Here is a 22,112-nt window from a genome sequence, read left to right as displayed (position 1 = left end):
TCCTCCCTCATCGCTCCTTTTTTATGCGATTGAGGAAACCGACGTTGAATAGCTATAAAAAAACTACTTTTGTGCTGACTGCCATCGCTGTCGCACTCAGCCATCAGGCAGGAGCCGCCCAGCCAGCAGGAGCACAAGAGCTTGACCCCTTGATTATCAGCGCCCAGCGCCTGAGTCAACCCTTAAGCCAAACCCTGGCCGCGGCCACAGTCATCACCCGTGCAGAGATCGATCGCCTGCAACCAGCCAGCTTGGCTGACCTGCTCCAAGGTCAGGCAGGGGTTGAGATCGGGCGGACGGGGAATGCACTGGCACAAACCAGTGTGTTTATTCGTGGTGCCAACTCTAACCACACCCTGATTCTGCTGAATGGTCAAAAACTCAATGACCCGACTTCAGGCACAGCCAGCCTCCAATTTATTCAGCTCAGTCAGATAGAGCGGATTGAGATCCTGCGCGGCCCACAATCCAGTGCCTGGGGTGCAGATGCTCTCGGTGGCGTGATCAATATCATCACCCGCGAAGCCAACCAAGATGGCTTGCAAGGCGAGATCAGCCAAAGCTGGGGCGCAGATCGCACTTGGCAAACTGGCTTACAACTGGCGGGTCGCTCAGGCGCCACCCAGTGGAATGGTCAGCTCAGCTGGGCAGCCAGTGATGGCTTCAACGCCCAAACCGCCGATACCAGTGGCGAAGAAGATGGCTACCAGCAATTCAGCGCGGCAGGTCAAGTGGCGCACCAGCTGAATAAGGATCATCGTTTACAGCTGACCCTGCACCATACGCAAGGCGATAATGACTATGATGGCTGTTCTGATCCAGTGACTTGGGCAACCTCTCATGATTGTGAGCAAGAATTTAGCCTAACCAGCGCCCAGCTGGCTTGGCAAGCGCAGCTCAGTGCTGGCTGGCAGATGCAGCTCAGTGGGGCTTCCGTCCTTGAACACCGTGAGCAGTTCCGCGAAGGCACAGCCAATGGCGAGACCAAAACCCGTCGCGATGAGCTTCAGTGGCAGCATAGCTTCACCGCAGAAGACTACAGCGCCAGCCTTGGTGTCGATTTAGCCCAGGAAAAACTGCTTGAAGCGCCCAGTTTTGCAGAAGATCAACGCCGCTTGTGGGGTGTCTATGCTCAAGGCCAGCATCAACTGGCTGAACAGCTGATCATCAGCAGCGGTGTACGCTTTGACGATGATGAGTATTTTGGCAGCCACACCACCGGCCATCTTGGTCTGGCGTGGCAGCTCAGCTCAACTTATCAACTTGGGGCCAGTGCCAGTAGCGGCTATCGAGCGCCAAATCTGCAAGAACTCTATGGTGCTTGGGGTGCCAACCCAGATTTGAATCCAGAAGAGTCACTCAATTATGAAGCCTGGGTGGCCTTTGATAACCAGCAGGGGGCACGCTCACGCCTGAGCTTTTTCCATAACACCATTGATGAGCTGATTACCTGGAGCAACAGCCAATATCAGAATATCAGTGAAGCCCGTATTCGCGGTGTCGAGCTCTCAAGCCAGTATCGCTTAGAGGACTGGCGTCTGGGCGTCCAGCTGACTTGGCAAGATCCAGAAAACCGTGAGACAGGCACACAACTGCTGCGACGTGCCAAGCAACATGGCCGCATCGATATCGACTATCTGGGTTCCAACTGGAGTCTTGGCAGCAGCCTGAAAGCGCAATCCAGCCGTTATGACTGGGATGGCCCAAGCCTTCCTGGCTATGCCACCTTGCATCTGCGTGCTCAGTGGGACGTGACGCCCGCATGGCAGCTCAGTACCCGTGTCGATAATCTGCTTGATAAGGATGATCAACTGGCTTCGGGTTACAACACCCAAGGCCGTTATTGGGAAGCCCGTGTTGCATATCGCTTCTAAGATCGGCAGGGCAAGCAAAAGCAGCGGGCACCCCTGGGTGCCCCTGTTACTGATCAGTGCGCTCTTTTGCGCCATGCCGCTTCAAGCCGCACCGGCACAGCGGATCATTACCCTCACCCCACACCTGACTGAATTGATCTATGCGATCGGCGCTGAAGCACGCCTTGTCGCTACAGTCGAATTTAGCGATGAACCCCCAGCGGCACGTGATCTGCCCCGCATCGGCAATTATCAAGCGATCGATCTCGAAGCCCTGATCAGCCTCAACCCAGATTTGATTCTGGCTTGGCACAGCGGCACACCGCCAGCGCTGATGCAACAATTGACTCGGCTGGGCCTGCGCGTGGAAGCCTCTGAGCCACGATTACTCGAAGATATTAGCGCCGAACTGCGCTGGCTCGGTCAACTCACCGGACATCAACAGCAGGCTGAAGCCGCTGCCAGTGCCTTTGAAGCACGCCTGGCTGAGCTGCGTACACGCTATCAGCAGGCAACACCCCTGCGCGTTTTTTACCAAATCTGGGATCAACCGCTGATGACCATCAACGGGCAGCACTTTATCCATCAAGCACTCGAAGTCTGCGGCGGCGAGAATGTGTTTGCCCATCTTGGCCCGCTCACGCCCCGGCTCAGCCGTGAAGCCGTGCTGCTCGCCAACCCTCAGGTGATGCTCAGTGGCGGCATGAGCGAAACCTCCACAGAATGGTTAACGGCTTGGCAGGATCTCCCCGCCATTGAGGCGGTGGCGCAACAGCAGCTGTATTTTGTGCCGCCTTCTTTAGTGCAACGGCCCACGCCTCGACTACTTGATGGCATCGAGGCGATCTGCGATCAGCTGGCGCTCAGCCGTCAGCACTATGGACTTCACCCATGATGAAAGCCCATCCCCTGCTCGCGCTGCTGCTCTTGCTGCTCGTTTGTCTGGCCTGCCTGATGTTTGGCTTACTGACTGGCAGCCAACCTCTTTCTCTGGCGCAGCTCCATGCCGTGCTGACCGGCCAAGCCACGCCCTTAGAACAGCTGTTGGTTCTAGAACTACGCCTACCCCGTTTGCTGACCGCGCTGGCCGTGGGCGGTCTGCTGGCCGTGGCCGGTGTACTGATGCAGCTACTGTTACGCAATCCTCTGGCTGATCCTTATATTCTTGGTCTCTCTGGTGGAGCCGCCTTCTGCGCTCTGCTGGCGATGCTGGCCGGCTGGACACTCCTCTGGATCAATCTGGCAGCCTTTGGTGGGGCCCTGTTTTCTAGCCTGCTGGTTTTTGGACTGGCTTGGCTCAGCGGTCCAATGCAGCCAACACGCTTATTGCTGACCGGTATCGTACTGGCTTCAGGCTGGGGTGCTGGGTTGAGCCTGCTGCTCTCGATCACCCCTGAAAGAGCTTTACCAGGCATGCTCTACTGGCTGATGGGGGATCTGAGCTATGCCCGCCAGCCTTCTCCCCTTCTGCTGCTTCTTGGCAGCAGCCTGCTGATCCTGGCCCCCTTCAGCCGTGCGTTGAATCTGCTTGCTCGCGGCCAGCAGCAAGCACAGGTGCTGGGTGTGGCAGTCCGACCACTGGAAACCCTGCTGTTTATCTCTGCGGCCCTGATCACTGCGACCGCTGTTGCCAGTGTCGGCAGTCTGGGCTTTATTGGTCTAGTTGTCCCACATCTGATGCGCTTATGGATTGGCAGTGATCATCGCTGGCTTTTACCCGCCAGCGCGCTCGCAGGTGCGAGCCTGCTCATGCTGGCCGATACCGCCGCGCGTAGCCTGCTTGCCCCGCAGCAACTGCCTGTCGGTGTGATGACCGCGCTGATTGGTGTACCAGTATTTCTCTATCTACTGCATCGGCAGGCCAAAACATGAGCCCCGCGTCCAGCGTGGCACCACTGACCACCCAAGACTTGCGTCTTGCGCTGCCTCAACATCAGCAGGCGGCTCCGATCAGCTGGACACTGCAAGCCGGTGAATGCTGGGCTTTACTAGGCCCCAATGGTGCAGGAAAAACCACCCTCTTGCAGACACTGGCCGGACTCCAATCACCCGCCCAGGGACAGATCCATCTTGGCGGCGAGCTGATCACTCGTTACAAGGCGCGCGCGCGGGCACGCCAGATCGGGCTGGTTTTTCAGCAACAACAGGATGCCTTTCCGGTCACACTGACTGAGCTGGCCGCCATGAGCCGCTTTGCACATCAAGGTTTATGGGGGCGCACAACGCAGGCTGATCAGCAGGCGGTGGATCTCGCCCTCACCCAGCTGGCACTCCAACCTTTGCGCCAGCGATTACTCACCCAGCTTTCTGGCGGTGAGCGCCAGCGCTTGGCACTGGCCTGCTTGATGATTCAGGACCCCGCCATCTGGCTGATTGATGAGCCATGCAATCATCTGGATCTGCGCTTTCAAGTACAGATTCTGCATCTTTTACAGCAACAAACGCAGCGCGCACTAGTGATGAGTCTGCATGATCTGAATCTGGCCCTGCGATTTTGCAGCCATCTTTTCTTACTCTATCCCGATGGTCGTGCCTGCTGGGGGCCCAAGGAGGCAATGCTGAATCTCAGTGCCTTTGAAGACCTCTATCAGCAGCCATTAAAGGCCTATCAAGTGGATGGTCACTGGCAGTTTTACCCTCTCAGCCCCAGCTGAGAACTGGATTCAGGAGACTTGTATGTCCTGCTCAACACCTTCCTCCACCTATACACCACCGCCACTCGCCAGGCCTGTCTCACCGGCTGCGCGCGCGCACTATCAAGCCCGGCTGGATGAAAAAACCAAACCCCTCGGTGCCCTCGGTGGACTCGAAACCCTGGCACTGCGTCTGGCCTGCTTAATCGGTGGCGAGCAGCCTGAACTGCAAGATCCACAAGTGATGGTGTTTGCTGCGGATCATGGCTTGGCCGCGGAAGGCATCTCGGCCTTTCCTCAAAGCGTCACGCACCAGATGCTGCTGAATTTTCTTTCAGGCGGTGCTGCAATTAATGTCTTTGCTCGTCAGCATCAGCTGGCTTTAACGCTCGTCGATGCTGGTGTGATCGGCGATCTTCCTGCGCACCCACAACTGCGCCACTATAAGCTGGGCCAAGGCACGCAATCGAGTCTCCATCAAGCCGCCATGACGGAAGCCGACTGCATCACTGCCATCAAAACAGGCCAACAGCTGGTGAGCGCCATGCCCGGCAATCTGTTGATTCTTGGTGAAATGGGCATCGGCAATACCTCAGCCGCCAGCCTGATCATCAGCCGTCTCCTTGGCCTGCCCATCACAGAGGTAACAGGACGAGGCACCGGACTGGATGATCCAGGCCTCGCTCGTAAACAGCAGGTGTTAACGCAGGTGCTCGCGCGCCATCCACAGGTCAGTGATCCTCTGGGCGTTTTGGCCACCTTCGGCGGCTTTGAGATCGCGATGATGACTGGCGCACTGCTGCAAGCCGCCAGTGAAGGCCGCGTGCTGCTGATGGATGGTGTCATCGCGTCCAGCGCGCTACTGGTGGCTGAACAGCTTCAACCTGGGATCAAAGACTGGGCGATTTTCAGTCATCGCTCCGCTGAGCCTGGCCATGCGCTGCTGTTAGAAGCGCTGGGAGCCGAACCCCTGCTCGATCTCGGTCTGCGTCTTGGTGAAGGCACCGGAGCCGCACTGGCCTATCCACTGTTAGTCTCCGCACTGGCGATGCTCAATCAGATGGCCAGCCTCACTGAAGCGGGTGTCAGTGGCCCAGCAGGCAAGATCGAATGCACGTCTTGAAGCAGGAGCTGCGTCTGGTGCTGGTGGCACTGCAATTTTTAACCCGCCTGCCGCTGCCCCAGCTCGCCCAATTTGATCCTCAGTGGCTGCACCAGAGTGCGCGTTATTTCCCGCTGGTGGGATTATTGATCGGCAGTGGTCTCGCGCTGGCTTTTGCACTGCTCAGCTGGCTGTTTAATCCGGTGATCGCGGCGCTGGGTTCGACAGCCTGCGGCCTGATCCTGACCGGGGCCTTTCATGAAGATGGCTTTGCCGATACCTGCGATGCACTCGGGGGCAGTGTCAGCCGCGAAAAGGCACTCGACATCATGAAGGATTCGCGCCTTGGCACCTATGGCACAGCAGGGCTGATCCTGATGCTGGGTCTCAAGGTGAGCCTACTGGCCAGCCTGCCAATCACCCTCGCCTGCTGGGCCTTGATCTTCAGCCATAGCTGGTCACGCTGGTTCAGTATCAGCCTGATAGCCTGCTTACCTTATGCCGGAGATCTGGAGCACGCCAAAGCCAAACCCCTTGCCCAACATCTCACTCGCACTCAAGCCGCGACGGCCCTAGTTCCACCGCTAGCGCTGCTGCTTGGCACGAGCTGGCTGGCTTGGCCTTGGTGGAGTGCAGCCCTGCCGCTCGCGTTGATGCTGTTCAGCAGCCTCTGGATGAGTCGGGTACTCAAAAAACGCCTCGGTGGTTATACCGGAGATGGACTGGGCGCCACCCAACAATTGGCTGAGCTGGCAAGCTACGCTGGCTGGTTTCTGGTGTGGGCACATGTCTAACTGGATCTGGCGGCACCCGCGCCCAGAAGGAGTTTTGGGCCGCTGTATCGGCCAGACAGATGTCCCTGTTGATCCACGACGATTGAAGCGCCTTGCCGATCGCCTAGAGCGCCATGCGCGACAGCATCAACTTGCGCGTCAGGTGTATGTCAGCCCCTTGCAACGCTCCCAAGGTGTCGGCGCTTGGCTGGCCCAGCGGGGCTGGCAGGTCATCGTGGCACCAGAGCTGATGGAAATGCATTTTGGGGAGTGGGAAGGTCGCGCCTGGTCGAGCATTGCGCCAGCAGAAATCGATGCCTGGTGCGCCGACTTCTTCCACTATGCACCCGGCGGCGGCGAAAACCTAGCGCAGGTCTTTGAACGGGTCGAGTGCTGGCTACGCAGCCAGCGCGAACCCTGGTTGATGGTAGGCCATGCCGGCTGGATCAACGCGGCACGCTGGATCACTGAGCGCCCGAGTGAGCGGCCCCAAGCGACAACTTGGCCTCTTAGTGTTAAATATGGTAAAAAACTAGCCTTGCGCTGCGTTTTCTAACTGGATTGACGAGGTTTTATGCCTAGCACTCGCCCTCTGCGCCTCGTGGTCGTTGATGATGAACCCATGATGCGCGAGCTGCTCAAAGAGTTTTTGACGGATATCGGCCATCAGGTCATCGCCGAAGGCAATACTGGCTATCGAGCGATCGAACTTGCCAAGCAGCATCAACCCGATCTGGTGTTTCTTGATATCAACATGCCCGAGCTCAGCGGCTTAGATGCCCTCGCCAGTATTAAAACCCTATGCGAGAACCAACTGGTGATTATGGTGACCGCTTGCAGCACCAGCAGCGAAGTCCAACAAGCGATCCGCACAGGAGCCGATGGTTATGTCCTGAAGCCCTTTCGTGGACAACAAATCAGCAGCGCCATCGACAAGGCATTGGCCAAAAAAGCCGCGTTGGCACACAAGCCGCCAGCGCAAGAGTGAATAGAGCTTTCTAGAGCGCTAGGCGCTGCTGCTGAAGCGCCTGCAACTGATCACGCAAAGCCGCTGCACGCTCAAACTCCAGATCCTTCGCCGCCTGACGCATCTGCTGCTCCAAGGTTTCCAACAAACGATCCAACTCTGCCGGAGTTTTCATCGTTAAGGCGCCATAATCAGCGGCAGGTTCGGCCACCTTCTTCAACTGACCTGCGCCCTTCTTACTGCCTGGGGCCTGCGCACCTTCAAGAATATCGGCCACCGATTTATAAATCGTCTGCGGTGTGATCCCCCGCTCGGCATTGTAAGCGATCTGTTTTTCACGGCGCCGCGCTGTTTCATCCATGGCTTTTTGCATCGAGCCAGTGACACGATCGGCATAGAAGATCGCTCGTCCACGCGCATTTCTTGCTGCACGCCCCAGCGTTTGAATCAGCGCCCGCTCTGAGCGCAAGAAGCCTTCTTTATCTGCATCGAGGATCGCCACCAGCGACACTTCGGGCATATCCAGCCCCTCACGCAGCAGGTTGATCCCGACCAGCACATCAAACTCGCCCAAACGCAGATCACGAATAATTTCGACCCGCTCGACCGTATCAATATCTGAGTGGACATAGCGCACCCTAACCCCCTGCTCATGCAGATAGGTCGTCAGATCTTCTGACATACGCTTGGTCAGCGTGGTCACCAGCACTCGGTCACCCTGGGCGACGACGTGATGTATCTCCTGCAATAGATCATCAACCTGATTCTGCGCTGGTCGCACCTCGACTTCTGGATCCAGCAGGCCAGTGGGCCGCACCAGCTGCTCAACCACCTGCCCAGCATACTGGGATTCATAATGCGAGGGGGTTGCTGAGACAAAAATCATCTGCGGTGCCAATGCCTCCCACTCTTCAAAACGCAGTGGACGGTTATCCAGGGCCGAAGGCAGACGAAAACCATAGTCCACCAGCGTTTCTTTGCGCGAGCGATCCCCCTTATACATCGCGCCAATTTGCGGCACAGTGACATGGGATTCATCAATCATTAATAAAGCATGGGCTGGCAGATAATCAAAGAAGGTCGGCGGGGCTAAACCTGGCTCACGGCCAGATAAGTAACGCGAATAGTTTTCTATCCCCGTGCAATAACCCAGCTCAATCATCATCTCGATATCGTATTGGGTGCGCTGCTCAAGACGCTGCGCCTCAACCAGACGATCATGACGGCGCAGATAATCCAGACGCTCACGCAACTCATCCTTGATGGCATCAACTGCTTGCAATAGGGTTTCACGCGGGGTCACATAGTGGGACTTGGGATAGATGGTGTAGCGCGGTACCTTGCGCAGTACCTTGCCCGTGAGAGGATCAAACAGGCTGATCTGCTCGATTTCATCATCGAACAGCTCTACGCGTACCGCTTCGTTTTCTGACTCTGCCGGAAAGATATCAATGACATCACCACGAACACGAAAGGTAGCACGGCGAAAATCCAGATCGTTGCGCGTATATTGCAACTCAGCCATACGACGCAGCAGTTCACGCTGATTCATCGGCTCACCACGATCAAGATGCACCACCATCTTCAGGTAGGCAGCAGGATCACCCAAACCATAGATCGAAGACACAGTGGCGACAATGATCGCATCATCCCTTTCCAGCAGGGCCTTGGTCGCGGAGAGGCGCATCTGCTCGATATGCTCATTGATCGAGGCATCCTTTTCAATAAAGGTATCGCTCGAAGGCACATAGGCTTCTGGCTGATAATAGTCATAGTAGGAGACAAAATACTCAACGGCGTTGTCTGGAAAAAACTGCTTAAACTCGCCATAGAGTTGCGCGGCCAAGGTTTTATTATGCGCCAGAATCAAGGTTGGGCGCTGAACCGCCTCAATCACCTTCGCCATGGTGAAGGTTTTACCTGATCCCGTCACACCCAGCAGTGTCTGATGCGCCAGCCCTTGCTCTAATCCATCGACCAGCTGCGCAATCGCCTGAGGCTGATCCCCCGCAGGCTGATAGTTAGACTGGACTCGTAGCACCTGCTTCATCGCCATACCTCAGTCGTGCGGGTTTTCTCGCCAGCCTGCCGCCCTACACCATAGTAGGTAAAACCTATCGACTGTAAATACTGGGGATCATAGATATTGCGGCCATCAAAGATCACGGGCGTACGCAACTGGCGGCGCAACTGCTCAAAATCCGGGCTCCAATAGGTTTTCCACTCGGTCAGCAGCATCAAGGCATCGGCTCCATCAGCCGCTTCGGCCGCTGTTGCACAAAGGCGCAGATCATCGCGTTTGCCTGCCCAAGCCGCCAGCGCATCCAGTGCCTTGGGATCATGCACCTGTACGCTTGCCCCTTGTGCCCATAAGGCCTGTAGAAGGCGCAGCACAGGCGCGTTATCAATCCGATCGCTCCCGGGTTTAAAGGCCGCGCCCCAAATGGCAAAGGTCTTGCCTTGCAAGCGGGTCTCAAAGTGCTGCCACGCCTTACGAAAGAGGATTTCTTTTTGGCGCTCATTGATCACCAGCACCTCTTCCAGCAGCTCAGAACCCACGCCCGAGTCTTCGAGGGTGGTCGCCAGGCTCATCACATCGCGTGAAAAGCTGAGCCCACCAAAACCGCAGCCAGGATAGAGGTATTGATCGCCGATGCGTGGATCACTCCCCACCCCCTGACGCACAGCCTCGATATCCACCTGCAAAGCATCGGCGAGATTTGCCATATCGTTCATAAAGCTTAAACGTGTTGCCAGCATCCCAGTGATCGCGAGCTTGGTAAACTCAGCTTCACGCGGGCTCATCACCATAAAATGATCTTGGCGACGATTAAAAGGCCGCAGAATTTCTCTAAGACGCTCTTCTGCCCAAGCTGTCTTGCACCCCAGCAAAATCCGCTCTGGCCGCGTCCAGCCCGCTAAAGCGGCCCCTTCTTGCAACAAGTCGGGTAGGCAGACTGTCGCTTGATGCTGCGCATCTGGCAGCAAGGCTTGCAAGGCTTCGGTTGATCCCACAGGGAAGGTACTTTGATTGACGAGCAGAAAATCGGGCAGCATCTGACCAAGACGCAGGGTGATCGACTCAGCCAGCGACCATTGATTAGGTGCAAGTGCAAGAAAGACTGCCGCATAAGACTGGCTGCGCAGAGAGGGCCAGGCCTCCAAACTGCTCAGTGCCAACAGACCTTGATGCTGGACTTCCTGCAGTAAGCTGTCCAAGCCAGGTTCACGCCACAAGGATCGCCCCTGCTCTAAAGCCTGGTAATGAGCGATTTCATCGACAACAAGACAAACCTGATGCCCAGTTGAAGCCAAAGCCACAGCCGTGACCTGCGCCCCTAAACTCGAACCCACCACAAGTAGTTGCATATCCCTCTACCCTTGCTGAAGAAGACTCTGACGCAAATAGGCCGCAAAATCGGCCCCCACCTGAGGATGGCGCAGACCATAGGCCAAGGTGGCTTGCAAATAGCCCAGCTTATCGCCGCAATCATAGGTCACTCCCTGCATCCGATAGGCTTCAGCACCTTGCTCGCTCAGCAGTTGATCCAGTGCATCGGTCAGCTGAATCTCGTTGCCAGCACCTGGCTGGGTTTTTTCCAGCAGATGAAAAATACGGGCAGGTAAGACATAACGACCCACGACCGCCAAACGTGATGGTGCGGCTTCAGCACTGGGCTTCTCGACCATGGCCTGCATCGCTGCAAAATCACCTGCGGCCAGTGTCTGCCCCTGTTGCAAGGCCACAATGCCATATTGATGCACTCGCTCACGCGCCACTTCATCGACCAGAATCTGCGCCTGACCCGTCTGGGCAAAACGCTGGTTCATCAAAGCCAAATCCGTCTGATCCTGCTGATGGTTATCGACCAGCACATCCGGCAAGAGCACCGCAAAGGGCTGATCGCCGACCACTTCACGCGCACACAAGATTGCATGGCCTAAGCCCAAGGGTTGACCTTGACGCACACTGATCACACGCACATCGGAAGGCAAAAGTTCACGCAGGGTCTGCAACAGCTCCGTTTTACCCCGCTGGGCAAGGGTGTGCTCCAGCTCATAATGGGTATCAAAGTGATCTTCTATGGCTTTTTTAGCCGCATGGGTCACCAAAATGATCTCTTTGATACCCGCGGCGATAGCCTCTTCGACCACCAGTTGAATCACTGGCTTATCCACTACGCTCAGCATTTCTTTAGGAATGGCTTTACTGGCTGGGAGAAAACGAGTGCCTAAACCAGCAACAGGGAGTACAGCTTTACGGATCATCTTGCTTCCTTTAGTGTTCGCCGTGATCAAAAGGCCCAGTATGCCAGATCTCGGCCTTTTGGGCATGTTGGAGTTGATCCTGCAGCCTCTATTCAAACCACGACACTATGTTAAAATAGGTTAACTTTTGCACCTAAAAATTCTAATGTGCTGCTATTGATTGCCTTAAAGAATCTCTGATCAACGTCACGAGCGCAGGTCAGGGCGGCATTCATTCCAGACGAATTGCTGCACTTCCTACATCCATGTAGGTCGCAGGCGAAATTGATCGAAAAAGCGGAGTTTACACAGAGTAAATGAGTATTTTGAGACCAATTTAAACGCAGCATCACCAAGCGCAGTAGTTAATCAGAGACTTCTTAAAAAAAGAGTGTAATAAAGGATGCTTGCTCAGCCCCAGTACCAGAAGGTTGCCGTTCAGGACCTGCAAGTCGGCATGTGGATCTGCCGGATGGATGTCGACACTCAAGATCAACCCTTTGAAACCTGCGCCTTGCGTTATCAGCACGCCAGTCAGCTGCCAATGGCCTGTCGGCATGTCTATATTGATCTTCAACGCAGCGAAGCAGCAAAGACCAGCACTCAGCCACCGCAACGCAAGTTCTATTTAAATTTGCGTAATGAAATGAAGCGGGTGATGGGCGATATTCGGCTCGGTCATGCTTTGGAAAAAAAGCGCCTCCGTTACCTACTTGAGGAGATCATGCAATCAGTGGTGCACGACAGCCAGAACATGGTTTATCTGGCTATGCTGCATGATCATCAGGATGAGCTGGTCAGTAAATCACTGAACGTCGCTATCCTCAGTCTGGTGTTTGCCAAGCATATTGGCCTGCGCCAAGACCAGCTTTTTCCACTAGGTCAAGGCGCGTTGCTACACAGCATGGGGCTGTTGCAAGTTCCGGCTCAGGTGCTCAATAAAACCGCACCACTGACCGAAGCTGAGAAAGAACTGATTCGCGAATATCCACGCCGCGGCTACCAGTATCTACTCGAGCAAGGCGGCTTTGATGAACAAACGCTGGATATTGTGCTTCATCACCAAGAACGAACCAATGGCGAAGGCTATCCGGATAAGCTAAAAGGTCGCCAGATCGGCTTCTTGGCCAGAATGGTCGCCATCACCTCAGTTTATGAGGCCCTAACTCGAACGCGGAGTTATCGCCATGCCTTAACACCGACCCAGGCACTGGGTCAGCTTTACCGCTGGCGCTTTCATGATTTTGATGCGCGCCTGGTTGAAAAATTCATCCATAGCCTTGGTGTCTACCCTCCAGGCTGCCTGGTTGAACTCAATGATGGTGCTCTGGCCGTGGTGCATGCCACCCATGCTGAACAACGCCTGAACCCGCAGGTGCGTCTTCTTACCCGGCAGGATTTAGAACCGCTAGAAGTCCAGCATCTGATTGATCTAGCTACTGACCCTCAACGTAGCATCAAGAAAACCCTTGATCCTACTGACCCACGCCTAACACCACTGCTTGAGCGGATTATGGCCAAGCACCCAGGTTTTCCTCTTTAATAGGAAAACTAAGAACAGAAGCATCAATGCGTTCGAGGCTTCTGTTCTTACTAAAAAATATTCTGCAGCCAAACCATTATTACTCTAAGCGCACTCCGGTTTGGTTCTGAACTTCGATATAGGCTTCGCGCAGCATTTCATAACCTGGCAGAGTCGAAAGCTTGACGCGGCCTTCAGCACAGCGGGCTTCAAAATCAATAAACTTGTAGCCGAGTTCAAAACAAGCGGTGGGAATGTTTTGTATGCACTCAGGCCAGAAGACTTCACGAAAATCACGATACAGAGCTTCATGCACTTCCCAAACGGCATCGGCAACGGCCACAAACTGAGGATAAAAAGCAATGGCGTGATTCAGGCTCAGCAGACTGGCGTAGAGTGCACCCGGTTGACGTTTAAACCGATTAGCCAAAGTTTTTGCCTCATTCGCAAAATACTCGCTGGCAGGCCCGCGTTCGGCCAGATGTTCATGAAAGTAGGCTCCTGGCAGGAAAACCCCAACGCCGAGGGAGTTCATTTGACAGTTAATAATATGCTCATACTCACCACCAATACTCAACTGATAGACAAGCTCCCGATCAGCCTCTAATAGCTCGACATGATCCAAAGCTGGTCCCATCCCTCCCCAGTGAGGCCCGTACTGCATCAGATCATGGGTATAGTTGGGCGGAGGTACAGGCTCAGGAGGTGACTCTTCGTACCAGTCATCGTCATCATGCCAATCATCACTACCACTGCTGGATGAGCCATCGCAGCCCCCCTGCAGCATCAGCAAACAGAGCAATATAAAGCAACACAAAAAGTTTCTTCGCGCTAACATGATCAGCTTCCTGCAATCAATGAGGAAGCCTCTGATTAACTGTTGCGCTTGGTGATGCTACGTTGATCAGAGGTTCCTTAGGCTTTATTCCATAAAGAACGGATTGGAAAGCTGACTGAGCAACTCTAGAGATTGGCGCTTTTGCTGATCGGACATGCAGCGATCGAGCAAATCACCTTCGGGATATTCTTCAGCAAAAGTTAAGCCAAAGCCGGGGTTCTGCTGTGCTTCACGCTCTAGCATTTCTTTATTAACTTGATAAATGGGCCAGAACAGCATTCTGCTAAAAGCAAAATAGTCAGCCGGTGTCATACCATGCCTTTCCACCAGCTGCTGAAAATCTTCTAAGTGTAGAGGCGCTTCTTCTCGACTGAACTCCTGCTGATAGTAACGAGACCAATCACAGTGACCTTGATAACTGAGTTCAGTCTCATTTCCCCAGTCATCATCATCCCCCTCATCATTGAGAATATCAGAGGGAAGGTATGCGGCTGCTTCCTGATTGATCTGTATAAAGCGGGTAAAATTCTCTTGGCTCATCGCCAATGATGATCCAGCAACCAGCGGTGTACTGAATAGCTGCGCACTGAGCAGCAGTGGTAAAGCAAGGCGAATAGACGAGGATGCAGTGCGTTGTTTCGAGGCCATCAGCGGGTTTCCTTAGGTTAATCGCTCCTTTGTGTACCGAATCGTAACGAAAAGTAAATTTTAGGCCTTGATCTGTATCAAAAGCCACTTAGAGTGACAATAAAAAGACCAGCACTCAGGCTGGTCTTTTGCGATCGAGCATCACTTCACAGTGGCTTCTTAGCGATCTGGCTGCGCATTCCATTGCTGCCCCGTGATACCACGGCTGGCTGATCCCATCAGATACAGATAGGTTCCCATGACTTCCTCGGGTGAGCGCAGGCTGGCTGGGTTTTCAGCTGGATAGGCTGTGGCGCGCATCTGAGTCCGGACAGCGCCTGGATTCAAGCTATTGACGCGAATCGCACTGATCTGCTCTAGCTCCTGCGCCAGAGTTTGCATCAGCCCTTCCAAAGCAAATTTGGAACAGGCATAAGCCCCCCAAAAAGCACGGCCCTGACGCCCAACACTGGACGAGGTCAGAATCACCGAGGCATCTTCAGACTGCTGCAGCAGTGCAATCAGAGCCTGCAGCATCATGGCAGGACCACTGAAGTTCACCTGCATGACCTGCTGAAAAAGCTCTGGATTGTAGGACTGCATCGGCGTTAAACGGCCAAGCAATCCAGCGCTGTGTAGCACACCATCAAGACGACCAAACTCTTCATGGAGGCGATCCGCCATTTGCAGGTAGTCATTCCAGGTCGCTCCTTCAAAATTTAACGGATAGATCGCCGGCTCAGGGCCACCTGCGGCAAGAATCTCATCATAGACGCTTTCGAGCTTGCTGATAGTACGGCCAAGCAGAATCACCGTCGCGCCCTGCTGAGCATAGGCCTTGGCCGCCGCTCGACCCAAGCCAGCGCCCGCGCCTGTGACCAGAATAATCCGATCTTTCAGTGAGTCAGCTTCAGGCTGAAAATCAAAATAATGAGGATAAGAAGATGTCGATGAAGTATGCATAGCTCAGCCTTAACACGAGAAGATCAGTCACATCACAGGATCAATAAAACGACGAGATCGATAAAAGAAGAAAAGCCGGATTGATGCATCTTGCCTCAAGGCGCATCAAAGCTGCGCGCTTGAAGCAGGCACCAAAATCAGGATTGGCGTTCGAGATAGGCTCGGGCCAAAGCTGCGGCGGGTTCTTGTGGATGATCGGCAATAATGGCGCGCATCATGTCACGCGCACGACGCTGATCGCCATAACGGGCATAAATCAAACCCAACTTGTACTTAGAATCGGCCACTTTAAAGCTATCCGGATGGTTACGGACAACAATATCAAACATCCGCTCCGCATCTTGGGTACGGTTTTGTGCCATATAAATCTCGCCGATCCAGTAATAACCATTACCGACCAGACGGGATTCAGGGAAATCGAGAATAAAACGATTAAAAGCCGTAATGGCTTCATCAAAGCGCCGCTCTGGCACGAGAGCATAGGCTTCGGCATAGGCATCGCGTGCACTGCGATTTTGATCCTGTGCGACCTGTTGCTGCTCTTGGCGCTGGGCACTGGTAGGCGTGGGCAATAAAACAGGGGGATCGGCTTCTTCAAGCGCATTCAGGCGCTGAGTCTGATCTTGCAGGCGCTGATCCAAATCAAGATAGCGATTGCGTTGATCAGTTTGCATCCGCTGGATCGTATTGCCTTGCTGCTCAACCAGATTACGCAAGGCCTGCAATTCTTGTTGCATCTGCTCCATCTGCATAAAAAGCTCAGCCTGAATCACTGGGGTCGAGCGCTCATTTGCAGACAGGCTCGGCACCAACACGCTTCCCTGCAAAGCAAGGACACACAAACAAGAAACAAAACGGGGGGCTCTAAGAGCCCCCACAGGTTCTTGCTGCGCGATCTTCTGTTTGATCAGCTTCACGCTTCAGAACTCCGTTATTAGCGGTACATCATTTCAACACGACGGTTACGGGCATGGTCTTCGCTGGTACGTGCTGCACGCACAACAGGACGCTCTTCACCATAGCTCACGACTTCCATTTGTGCGGCACGAACACCCTGGCTTGCTAGGTAACGCTGTACAGCGGCACCACGACGCTCACCCAGTGCCATGTTGTACTCACGCGTACCACGCTCATCCGTGTGGCCTTGCAGCACAACGCGTGCATTGGGGTTGGCTTGCAGGTAAACCGCATGGGCGTTCAGCACATCACGGAACTCGCTGCGAATGGTTGATTGGTCAAAATCGAAATAGATGGTGCGGATATCTGGCAGTGCTGCAGCACGATCCTGTAAGGCTTGAGCTTCAGCCGCTGCGGCATCTTCTAAAGCCTGTGCTTCTGCAGCAGCCAGTTCAGCAGCGGCATCATCAACAAGCACTTCTTCTGCAACCACTTCATCTTCTGCATCTGTTTGTGTTGCCGCGCCACCACCACAACCAGCTACCAAAGCCAGAACGGCCGCTAATGCAAAAACCTTGCTGTGTTTCATCAGGTCCATAGTCTTCTCCCAAATCAGACATTTATTGTGCGCCTCAGACCCAGCGTCAGAGACCAGTACTTTAACTTTTTTGCACTCTAGGCTGAAAGTTAAAATCAATCAAGACAGAGAAAAAATCTCATATCTTTTAATTTAAATAAGGAGACCAAGCCGGTTCGCGCACATCTCCTCGTGCCGCAGGCAGCTCATACTGTATCCGCCCATCGGTTGAAACTACGCCCAGCACACCTTGCGTACCCTGTGTTAACGCATAAATCACCATCGAACCATTCGGGGCAACACTCGGTGACTCATCCAAGGGTGAAGTGGTGAGTATTCTTAACCGCCCTGTTTCCAAATGCAAGGCCGCGATACTGAACAGGCCACCCCCTTCTGCGCGATGCACCATAAAGACTTCACTGCCATCCGGTGAGTAGCGACCCCGTGCATTATAGTTGCCTTCAAAAGTCAGACGCGCAATCTGCCCACTTTCTAAATCAACTTGATACAGCTGCGGACCACCACTGCGACTTGAAGTAAAGATAAGGTTTTTTCCATCCGGCGACCATGCAGGTTCAGTATCGATCGCGTAATGATGCGTCACTCGCGTTAACCTGCGTTGCTCCAGATCATAGATATAGATTTCAGGGCTCGAATCACGCGACAAGGTCATCGCAATACGCTGCCCATCTGGCGACCAAGCAGGCGAGCCATTTAGGCCACGGAAGTTAGTGAGCTGAAAGCGCGATCCTGTTGCTAACTCTTGCACAAAAATCGCTGGCCGCCCCTGCTCAAAAGAGACATAGGCGAGGCGTCGACCATCAGGCGACCAGTCAGGCGAGAGGATCGGCTGCTCAGAGGTCAGAATAGTCCGCGCACGCTGACCATCCGCATCAGCGACATGCAGGCGATAACGGTATTCAGCTCGCCCTGCCAGGGGTTCGGCAGTGACGTAAGCGATACGCGTAGAGAAGACGCCACGTTGCCCAGTCAGGCTTTGATAAATACGGTCGGAAATAAAATGGGCGCGTGTACGCAGATCGGCTTGAGTGGCCATCACACTCTCGCCGAGCAGCCGCTCACCAGCCTGCACATCAAAAACCTCATAGGTGATGCGCAGGCGCTCACCTTCTGAGGCCATACGACCCAGAATCAAATACTGTGCTTGCAGGCGTTGCCAATCGCGAAAAACCACTTCAGATCTTTGTGAAGGCAAGCTGATCAAATTTTCACGCGGGATGGGATTAAAAAGCCCTGTTCGTTCCAGGTTATCGCTGATAATCCGCGCGACATCTTCAGGCAAACGCGCGCCCTGCCAAGCAAAAGGAATCACCGCTATTGGGGCGGCCTGATCATTCCCCTGTGTAATGCGGATCGTTAGATTAGCCTGCGCCGCCATCCCCCAGAAAAGCGTCACACAGAAGACCAGCAGCACAAGAGCAAAAGGCGTGCGTTTTACCATACTAAATCCTCAGGCTTGAATAATAGATTGACCACACGAAAAGCGTCGCGTTGGCGCGGTTCGAGCTGCAACAGCGGGAAGGGAGCAGCTCTTTCAATCGCTTGTAAAGTCGAGCGATCAAAGGCGGCATGGCCACTCGAACGCAACAGGCGCAGACCACCAGGAGCCAGCTCACCCGTACTAAGCAGGCGCACCTCGACCAGTGCTTCTAGATCCGCCGTGACACCTGGCGGACGTGTCCACTGCTGAGCCACCAGGGTAAAAATCACAGCTTCCATATCGGCAACCGCCTGAGCATCCTGCCGCGCCCGCTCAGCACGAGCTTCTTCTCTAGCGCGCTGAGATTCACGCAGGATTCGCTCTTCTTCGGCTCTTTGCGCGGCGGCTTCAGCAGCACGACGGGCTTCGACTTCGCGCCGAATGGCGTCTTCTTGAGCACGCACACGCTCAGCCTCGGTGCGCTGCCGCTCCTGCTCCTCACGCTGACGGCGCAATTGGAGCTGGCGTTCAGCTTCTTGTCTTTGCGCTTCTTGGCGCGCTTGTTCTTGTCTCTGTGCTTCTTGGCGGGCCTGTTCCTGTCGCCGCACTTCTTCTTGACGCGCCTGCTCTTGACGCCGAGCTTCTGCCGCTTGACGCTCAGCCTCCTGCTGCTGACGCCGCGCTTCTTCTTGGCGTCTTTGCTCACGCAAACGGGCTTGCTCTGCCTCGCGCTGGCGTTGTAACTCCTGCTGACGCAGACGCTCTTGCTCGGCAGCACGACGCGCAGCTGGATCTTGATCCACCACCTGCGCACGAATGATCTGCGGGGTTTCTGGCTGGGGTAAGGCGCGCGGGCTGATGCCATTCCAGGCCAGCAGACCCAAGGCCAGCAGATGCACGCCCAGCGCCAGCAGAACCGAGAGCGTCAGATTTTCAGCTTTCACAGCCTGAGTTCTCCATCGCCTAGGGCTGCTCGGGAGGACGCGAAATCAAGCCCACTTGCGTGACGCCAGCGCCTTGCAAACGACTCATCAAAATCACCACCTCGCCATAGGGCACGCGACGATCACCGCGCACCAACACTGGAATATCAGGGTTCTGACGCTTAAAGCGCGCCACCTGTTCGATCACTTGATCAAGTGGCAGAGCCTGATCACTATCGGCACCAAGTTCTATAAAATACTCGCCCTGCGCGTTTAAAGAGACCACCAGCGGCTCCTGCTCAGGCTGCGTCTCGATCGGCTCAGAAGTCACCTCTGGCAGTTCCACATCAACGCCTTGAGTCAAGATGGGAGCGGTAACCATAAAGATCACCAACAGCACCAGCATTACGTCAATGTAGGGCAGAACATTGACCTCAGCGATTGGCATTTTAGGCAGACGACGGCGCAATCTGGGTTTCGGCATACTGCCTCCTAGTCTGCTTTACGCACGATCAAGCTGCGATGCAAGATGCCTGAGAATTCATCGGCAAAATTCTCATAGTGATTCAGCAGGCTTTCGCTGGAAGCGACATAGCGGTTATAGGCAATCACTGAAGGAATCGCGACAAACAAGCCCAGCGCCGTTGTCATCAGGGCTTCGGCCATACCCGGTGCAACCACGGCAAAGGTGGCTTGCTGCACACCGGCAAGGCTCTTAAAGGCTTCCATAATCCCCCAGACAGTCCCAAAAAGACCAATATGCGGACTCACTGAGCCGATGGTCGCCAGCAGCGACAAACCTGAGTGGAGGCGATCCTGCTCCTCAGCCAGCGCTATGCGCATAGAGCGCTCGACGCCTTCTAAAATAGGCTCGGGTTCGGCTGTTTTTTGGCGGATACGATTGAAGGTTTTGAAGCCAGAGTAGACCACACGCTCTGCACCTTGCACTTCATAGGGATCGGTATCACGAAAGAGCTCGCTGAGTTCGATCCCTGACCAGAAACGCTCTTTGAAGGTTTCATGCTCTTGACGGGCCAAACGAAAAACCTGCCAGCGTTGGAAAATGGCCACCCAGGACAGGATCGAGGCCGCCAGCAGCACCAGCATTAAAAACTGAATAAAGAAACTGGCCCCAAAGACCATGTTCCAAAAAGTAAGCTCTTGCAAGGTTTCACTCCTTCACGACTCAAGCTTGACGACTCAAAGAATCAGATTCCACACTCTGTAGATCACGTTTGGCTACCCTGCGCTTTACAAGGCTTAGTGACAAAACGCTTTATTCAGGCAAGCATCATGCTGACTTCGGCTGTAAGGCCGCGCGTAGTTCAGCCGGTAAGCGACAGGGCTGATGGGTCTGCGCATCAATACAGGCCACCTGGATCTCAGCACGACAGAGGCAGACCTCATCGCGCCAGATTTGTTGCACAAAATGCAAGCGCGCTCCCTGCTGGTGGGTCAGCTGTACGTCTACCTTCAGCGCATCGTCCAGCAGTGCAGGCGCAACATAATCAATCTGCGCTTGGCGGACAACAAACAGCACAGGGAGTACAGACTGCTCCCAACCGAGGTCGCGTAGCCATTCAGTCCGCGCCCTTTCCATAAACTTCAAATAATTCACATAATAAACACGGCCACCAGCGTCAGTATCTTCGTAATACACACGCACTGGCCAGACGAATGACTGCGACAGCACAGAAGGCATAAAGGTTCCTTTAATTTGATCCCGACACAACAGGCGTCAGCCCAAAATGCGACCAAGCCAAATCTGTCACTTGGCGACCTCGTGCGGTGCGCATCATCAAACCCTGCTGAATCAGATAAGGCTCGAGCACATCTTCAATGGTGTCGCGAGATTCTGCAATGGCGGCTGCTAAACTTTCAACCCCAACAGGGCCACCGGCAAACTTTTCCATCATCGCCAACAGCAAGCGGCGATCCATATGATCAAGGCCGTGGGTATCCACATGCAGCATATTCAGCGCGGCATCGGCCATTTGTGCATCAATGCGACCATTGGATTTGACCTGCGCATAGTCACGTACACGGCGCAACAAGCGATTGGCAATACGCGGCGTCCCTCGCGAGCGACGGGCAATTTCCTCAACCCCAGCCCGGTCGGCATCCAAACCCAGCAAACGGGCTGAACGCGCCAAAATGGTGGTTAAGTCTTCAACGGAATAGAATTCCAAGCGCTGCACGATGCCAAAGCGATCACGCAAGGGCGCGGTCAACATACCTGAGCGGGTGGTCGCCCCGACCAGCGTAAAAGGTGGCAGGTCGAGCTTAATCGAGCGTGCCGCAGGGCCTTCACCGATCATGATATCCAGCTGATAGTCTTCCATCGCTGGATAAAGAATTTCTTCCACCGCGGGGCTCAGGCGATGGATTTCATCGACAAACAGCACATCCCCTGCATTCAGGTTGGTCAGCATTGCGGCCAAATCGCCTGCCTTTTCAATGACCGGACCTGAGGTACTCTTGATCGATACACCCATTTCTTCGGCAATAATATTGGCGAGTGTGGTTTTGCCTAAGCCGGGGGGGCCAAAAATCAAGGTGTGATCGAGGGCCTCATGACGAGCTTGCGCGGCACGAATAAAAATCTCCATCTGCTCTTTCACCTGCGGCTGCCCCGTATAGTCGGCTAAGGAACGGGGGCGGATCGCATGGTCTTGATGTAGCTCTGGGCCTTGCACCGTCGCGGCAACAAGACGATCGCTTTCTATCATAACGGCCTCTTTGCTGATG

23 protein-coding genes are annotated in these 22,112 nt (G+C 54.5%); 9 read left to right on the top strand and 14 right to left on the bottom strand.

Translation table 11 applies throughout. The features are described from left to right. Positions 1–44: 44 nt before the first annotated feature. Genes V6U78_RS10520 through V6U78_RS10485 form a run of 8 tightly spaced genes read left to right on the top strand, consistent with a single transcriptional unit; the run spans position 45 to position 7,349 of the window. A complete protein-coding gene (locus tag V6U78_RS10520) occupies positions 45–1,874 on the top strand; it encodes a TonB-dependent receptor domain-containing protein (protein ID WP_405340341.1) in 1,830 nt (609 codons plus the stop codon). Positions 1,875–1,911: 37 nt separating this feature from the next. After that, positions 1,912–2,748, top strand: a complete 837-nt coding sequence (locus tag V6U78_RS10515; RefSeq protein ID WP_405340338.1) for a cobalamin-binding protein — start codon at positions 1,912–1,914, stop codon at positions 2,746–2,748. Next, positions 2,745–3,725 carry a FecCD family ABC transporter permease gene (locus V6U78_RS10510; RefSeq protein WP_405340335.1) on the top strand — a complete coding sequence of 327 codons (981 nt, stop codon included), beginning with the start codon at positions 2,745–2,747 and terminating at the stop codon, positions 3,723–3,725. The genes V6U78_RS10515 and V6U78_RS10510 overlap by 4 nt, the downstream gene beginning before the upstream one ends. After that, positions 3,722–4,507 carry an ABC transporter ATP-binding protein gene (locus tag V6U78_RS10505; RefSeq protein WP_405340332.1) on the top strand — a complete coding sequence of 262 codons (786 nt, stop codon included), beginning with the start codon at positions 3,722–3,724 and terminating at the stop codon, positions 4,505–4,507. The genes V6U78_RS10510 and V6U78_RS10505 overlap by 4 nt, the downstream gene beginning before the upstream one ends. A 22-nt stretch (positions 4,508–4,529) precedes the next feature. Continuing rightward, entirely contained in the window at positions 4,530–5,609 is a 1,080-nt protein-coding gene (gene cobT / locus V6U78_RS10500; RefSeq protein ID WP_405340329.1) for a nicotinate-nucleotide--dimethylbenzimidazole phosphoribosyltransferase, read from the top strand. Beyond that, positions 5,597–6,382, top strand: coding sequence for an adenosylcobinamide-GDP ribazoletransferase (gene cobS / locus V6U78_RS10495; RefSeq protein WP_405340326.1), 786 nt, complete (start codon positions 5,597–5,599; stop codon positions 6,380–6,382). Before cobT ends, cobS begins: the two co-directional genes overlap by 13 nt. Continuing rightward, complete coding sequence (locus V6U78_RS10490; RefSeq protein WP_405340323.1) at positions 6,375–6,917, top strand: histidine phosphatase family protein; 543 nt, start codon at positions 6,375–6,377, stop codon at positions 6,915–6,917. The genes cobS and V6U78_RS10490 overlap by 8 nt, the downstream gene beginning before the upstream one ends. An 18-nt stretch (positions 6,918–6,935) precedes the next feature. Next, positions 6,936–7,349 (top strand): response regulator transcription factor, encoded by a 414-nt coding sequence (locus V6U78_RS10485; RefSeq protein WP_405340320.1) that lies wholly within the window; start codon positions 6,936–6,938, stop codon positions 7,347–7,349. A 10-nt stretch (positions 7,350–7,359) separates the two neighbouring features. On the opposite strand, the gene uvrB is transcribed toward V6U78_RS10485, so the two are convergent. Genes uvrB through galU form a run of 3 tightly spaced genes read right to left on the bottom strand, consistent with a single transcriptional unit; the run spans position 7,360 to position 11,597 of the window. Beyond that, positions 7,360–9,378 carry an excinuclease ABC subunit UvrB gene (gene uvrB / locus V6U78_RS10480; RefSeq protein WP_405340317.1) on the bottom strand — a complete coding sequence of 673 codons (2,019 nt, stop codon included), beginning with the start codon at positions 9,376–9,378 and terminating at the stop codon, positions 7,360–7,362. Beyond that, complete coding sequence (locus tag V6U78_RS10475) at positions 9,375–10,697, bottom strand: UDP-glucose dehydrogenase family protein (protein ID WP_405340314.1); 1,323 nt, start codon at positions 10,695–10,697, stop codon at positions 9,375–9,377. Before V6U78_RS10475 ends, uvrB begins: the two co-directional genes overlap by 4 nt. Before the next feature lie 6 nt (positions 10,698–10,703). Next, positions 10,704–11,597 carry a UTP--glucose-1-phosphate uridylyltransferase GalU gene (gene galU / locus V6U78_RS10470; protein WP_405340311.1) on the bottom strand — a complete coding sequence of 298 codons (894 nt, stop codon included), beginning with the start codon at positions 11,595–11,597 and terminating at the stop codon, positions 10,704–10,706. A gap of 382 nt (positions 11,598–11,979) precedes the next feature. Between galU and V6U78_RS10465 the strand changes: the two genes are divergently transcribed. Continuing rightward, positions 11,980–13,119: an HD domain-containing phosphohydrolase gene (locus V6U78_RS10465; protein ID WP_405340308.1), complete on the top strand. Its 1,140-nt coding sequence runs from the start codon at positions 11,980–11,982 to the stop codon at positions 13,117–13,119. A gap of 79 nt (positions 13,120–13,198) precedes the next feature. Here the strand turns inward: V6U78_RS10465 and V6U78_RS10460 are convergent, their stop codons facing one another. The 11 genes from V6U78_RS10460 to ruvB all read right to left on the bottom strand — a co-directional run bounded on the left by V6U78_RS10460 (position 13,199) and on the right by ruvB (position 22,093). After that, complete coding sequence (locus V6U78_RS10460) at positions 13,199–13,936, bottom strand: hypothetical protein (RefSeq protein ID WP_405340305.1); 738 nt, start codon at positions 13,934–13,936, stop codon at positions 13,199–13,201. Between the two features lie 84 nt (positions 13,937–14,020). Further along, positions 14,021–14,584, bottom strand: coding sequence for a hypothetical protein (locus V6U78_RS10455; RefSeq protein WP_405340302.1), 564 nt, complete (start codon positions 14,582–14,584; stop codon positions 14,021–14,023). Between the two features lie 159 nt (positions 14,585–14,743). Further along, positions 14,744–15,526 carry a YciK family oxidoreductase gene (locus V6U78_RS10450; protein ID WP_405340300.1) on the bottom strand — a complete coding sequence of 261 codons (783 nt, stop codon included), beginning with the start codon at positions 15,524–15,526 and terminating at the stop codon, positions 14,744–14,746. A 137-nt stretch (positions 15,527–15,663) separates the two neighbouring features. Continuing rightward, on the bottom strand, positions 15,664–16,335 hold the full coding sequence (gene ybgF, locus V6U78_RS10445) for a tol-pal system protein YbgF (protein WP_405340297.1): 672 nt from the start codon (positions 16,333–16,335) through the stop codon (positions 15,664–15,666). Positions 16,336–16,460: 125 nt separating this feature from the next. Continuing rightward, the gene (gene pal, locus V6U78_RS10440) at positions 16,461–17,021 is read right to left on the bottom strand and encodes a peptidoglycan-associated lipoprotein Pal (RefSeq protein ID WP_405340294.1); all 561 of its coding nucleotides are present in this window, start codon (positions 17,019–17,021) and stop codon (positions 16,461–16,463) included. Positions 17,022–17,148: 127 nt separating this feature from the next. Beyond that, the gene (gene tolB / locus V6U78_RS10435; protein ID WP_405340291.1) at positions 17,149–18,462 is read right to left on the bottom strand and encodes a Tol-Pal system beta propeller repeat protein TolB; all 1,314 of its coding nucleotides are present in this window, start codon (positions 18,460–18,462) and stop codon (positions 17,149–17,151) included. After that, positions 18,456–19,385, bottom strand: a complete 930-nt coding sequence (locus V6U78_RS10430; RefSeq protein ID WP_405340288.1) for an energy transducer TonB — start codon at positions 19,383–19,385, stop codon at positions 18,456–18,458. The genes tolB and V6U78_RS10430 overlap by 7 nt, the downstream gene beginning before the upstream one ends. A 19-nt stretch (positions 19,386–19,404) precedes the next feature. Next, complete coding sequence (gene tolR / locus V6U78_RS10425; RefSeq protein WP_405340285.1) at positions 19,405–19,848, bottom strand: protein TolR; 444 nt, start codon at positions 19,846–19,848, stop codon at positions 19,405–19,407. Between the two features lie 8 nt (positions 19,849–19,856). Beyond that, a complete protein-coding gene (tolQ, locus tag V6U78_RS10420) occupies positions 19,857–20,531 on the bottom strand; it encodes a protein TolQ (protein ID WP_405340282.1) in 675 nt (224 codons plus the stop codon). Between the two features lie 124 nt (positions 20,532–20,655). Beyond that, positions 20,656–21,066: a tol-pal system-associated acyl-CoA thioesterase gene (gene ybgC / locus V6U78_RS10415; protein WP_405340279.1), complete on the bottom strand. Its 411-nt coding sequence runs from the start codon at positions 21,064–21,066 to the stop codon at positions 20,656–20,658. 10 nt (positions 21,067–21,076) lie between these two features. Beyond that, the gene (gene ruvB / locus V6U78_RS10410; RefSeq protein ID WP_405340276.1) at positions 21,077–22,093 is read right to left on the bottom strand and encodes a Holliday junction branch migration DNA helicase RuvB; all 1,017 of its coding nucleotides are present in this window, start codon (positions 22,091–22,093) and stop codon (positions 21,077–21,079) included. Positions 22,094–22,112: the final 19 nt, after the last annotated feature.

Origin of the sequence: Marinospirillum alkalitolerans, from assembly GCF_045055655.1 — a bacterium.
GTDB classification, from domain to species: domain Bacteria; phylum Pseudomonadota; class Gammaproteobacteria; order Pseudomonadales; family Halomonadaceae; genus Marinospirillum; species Marinospirillum alkalitolerans.
The sequence above is the reverse complement of the archived record's forward strand: the minus strand, read 5'-3'. Positions and strand labels throughout refer to the sequence as shown.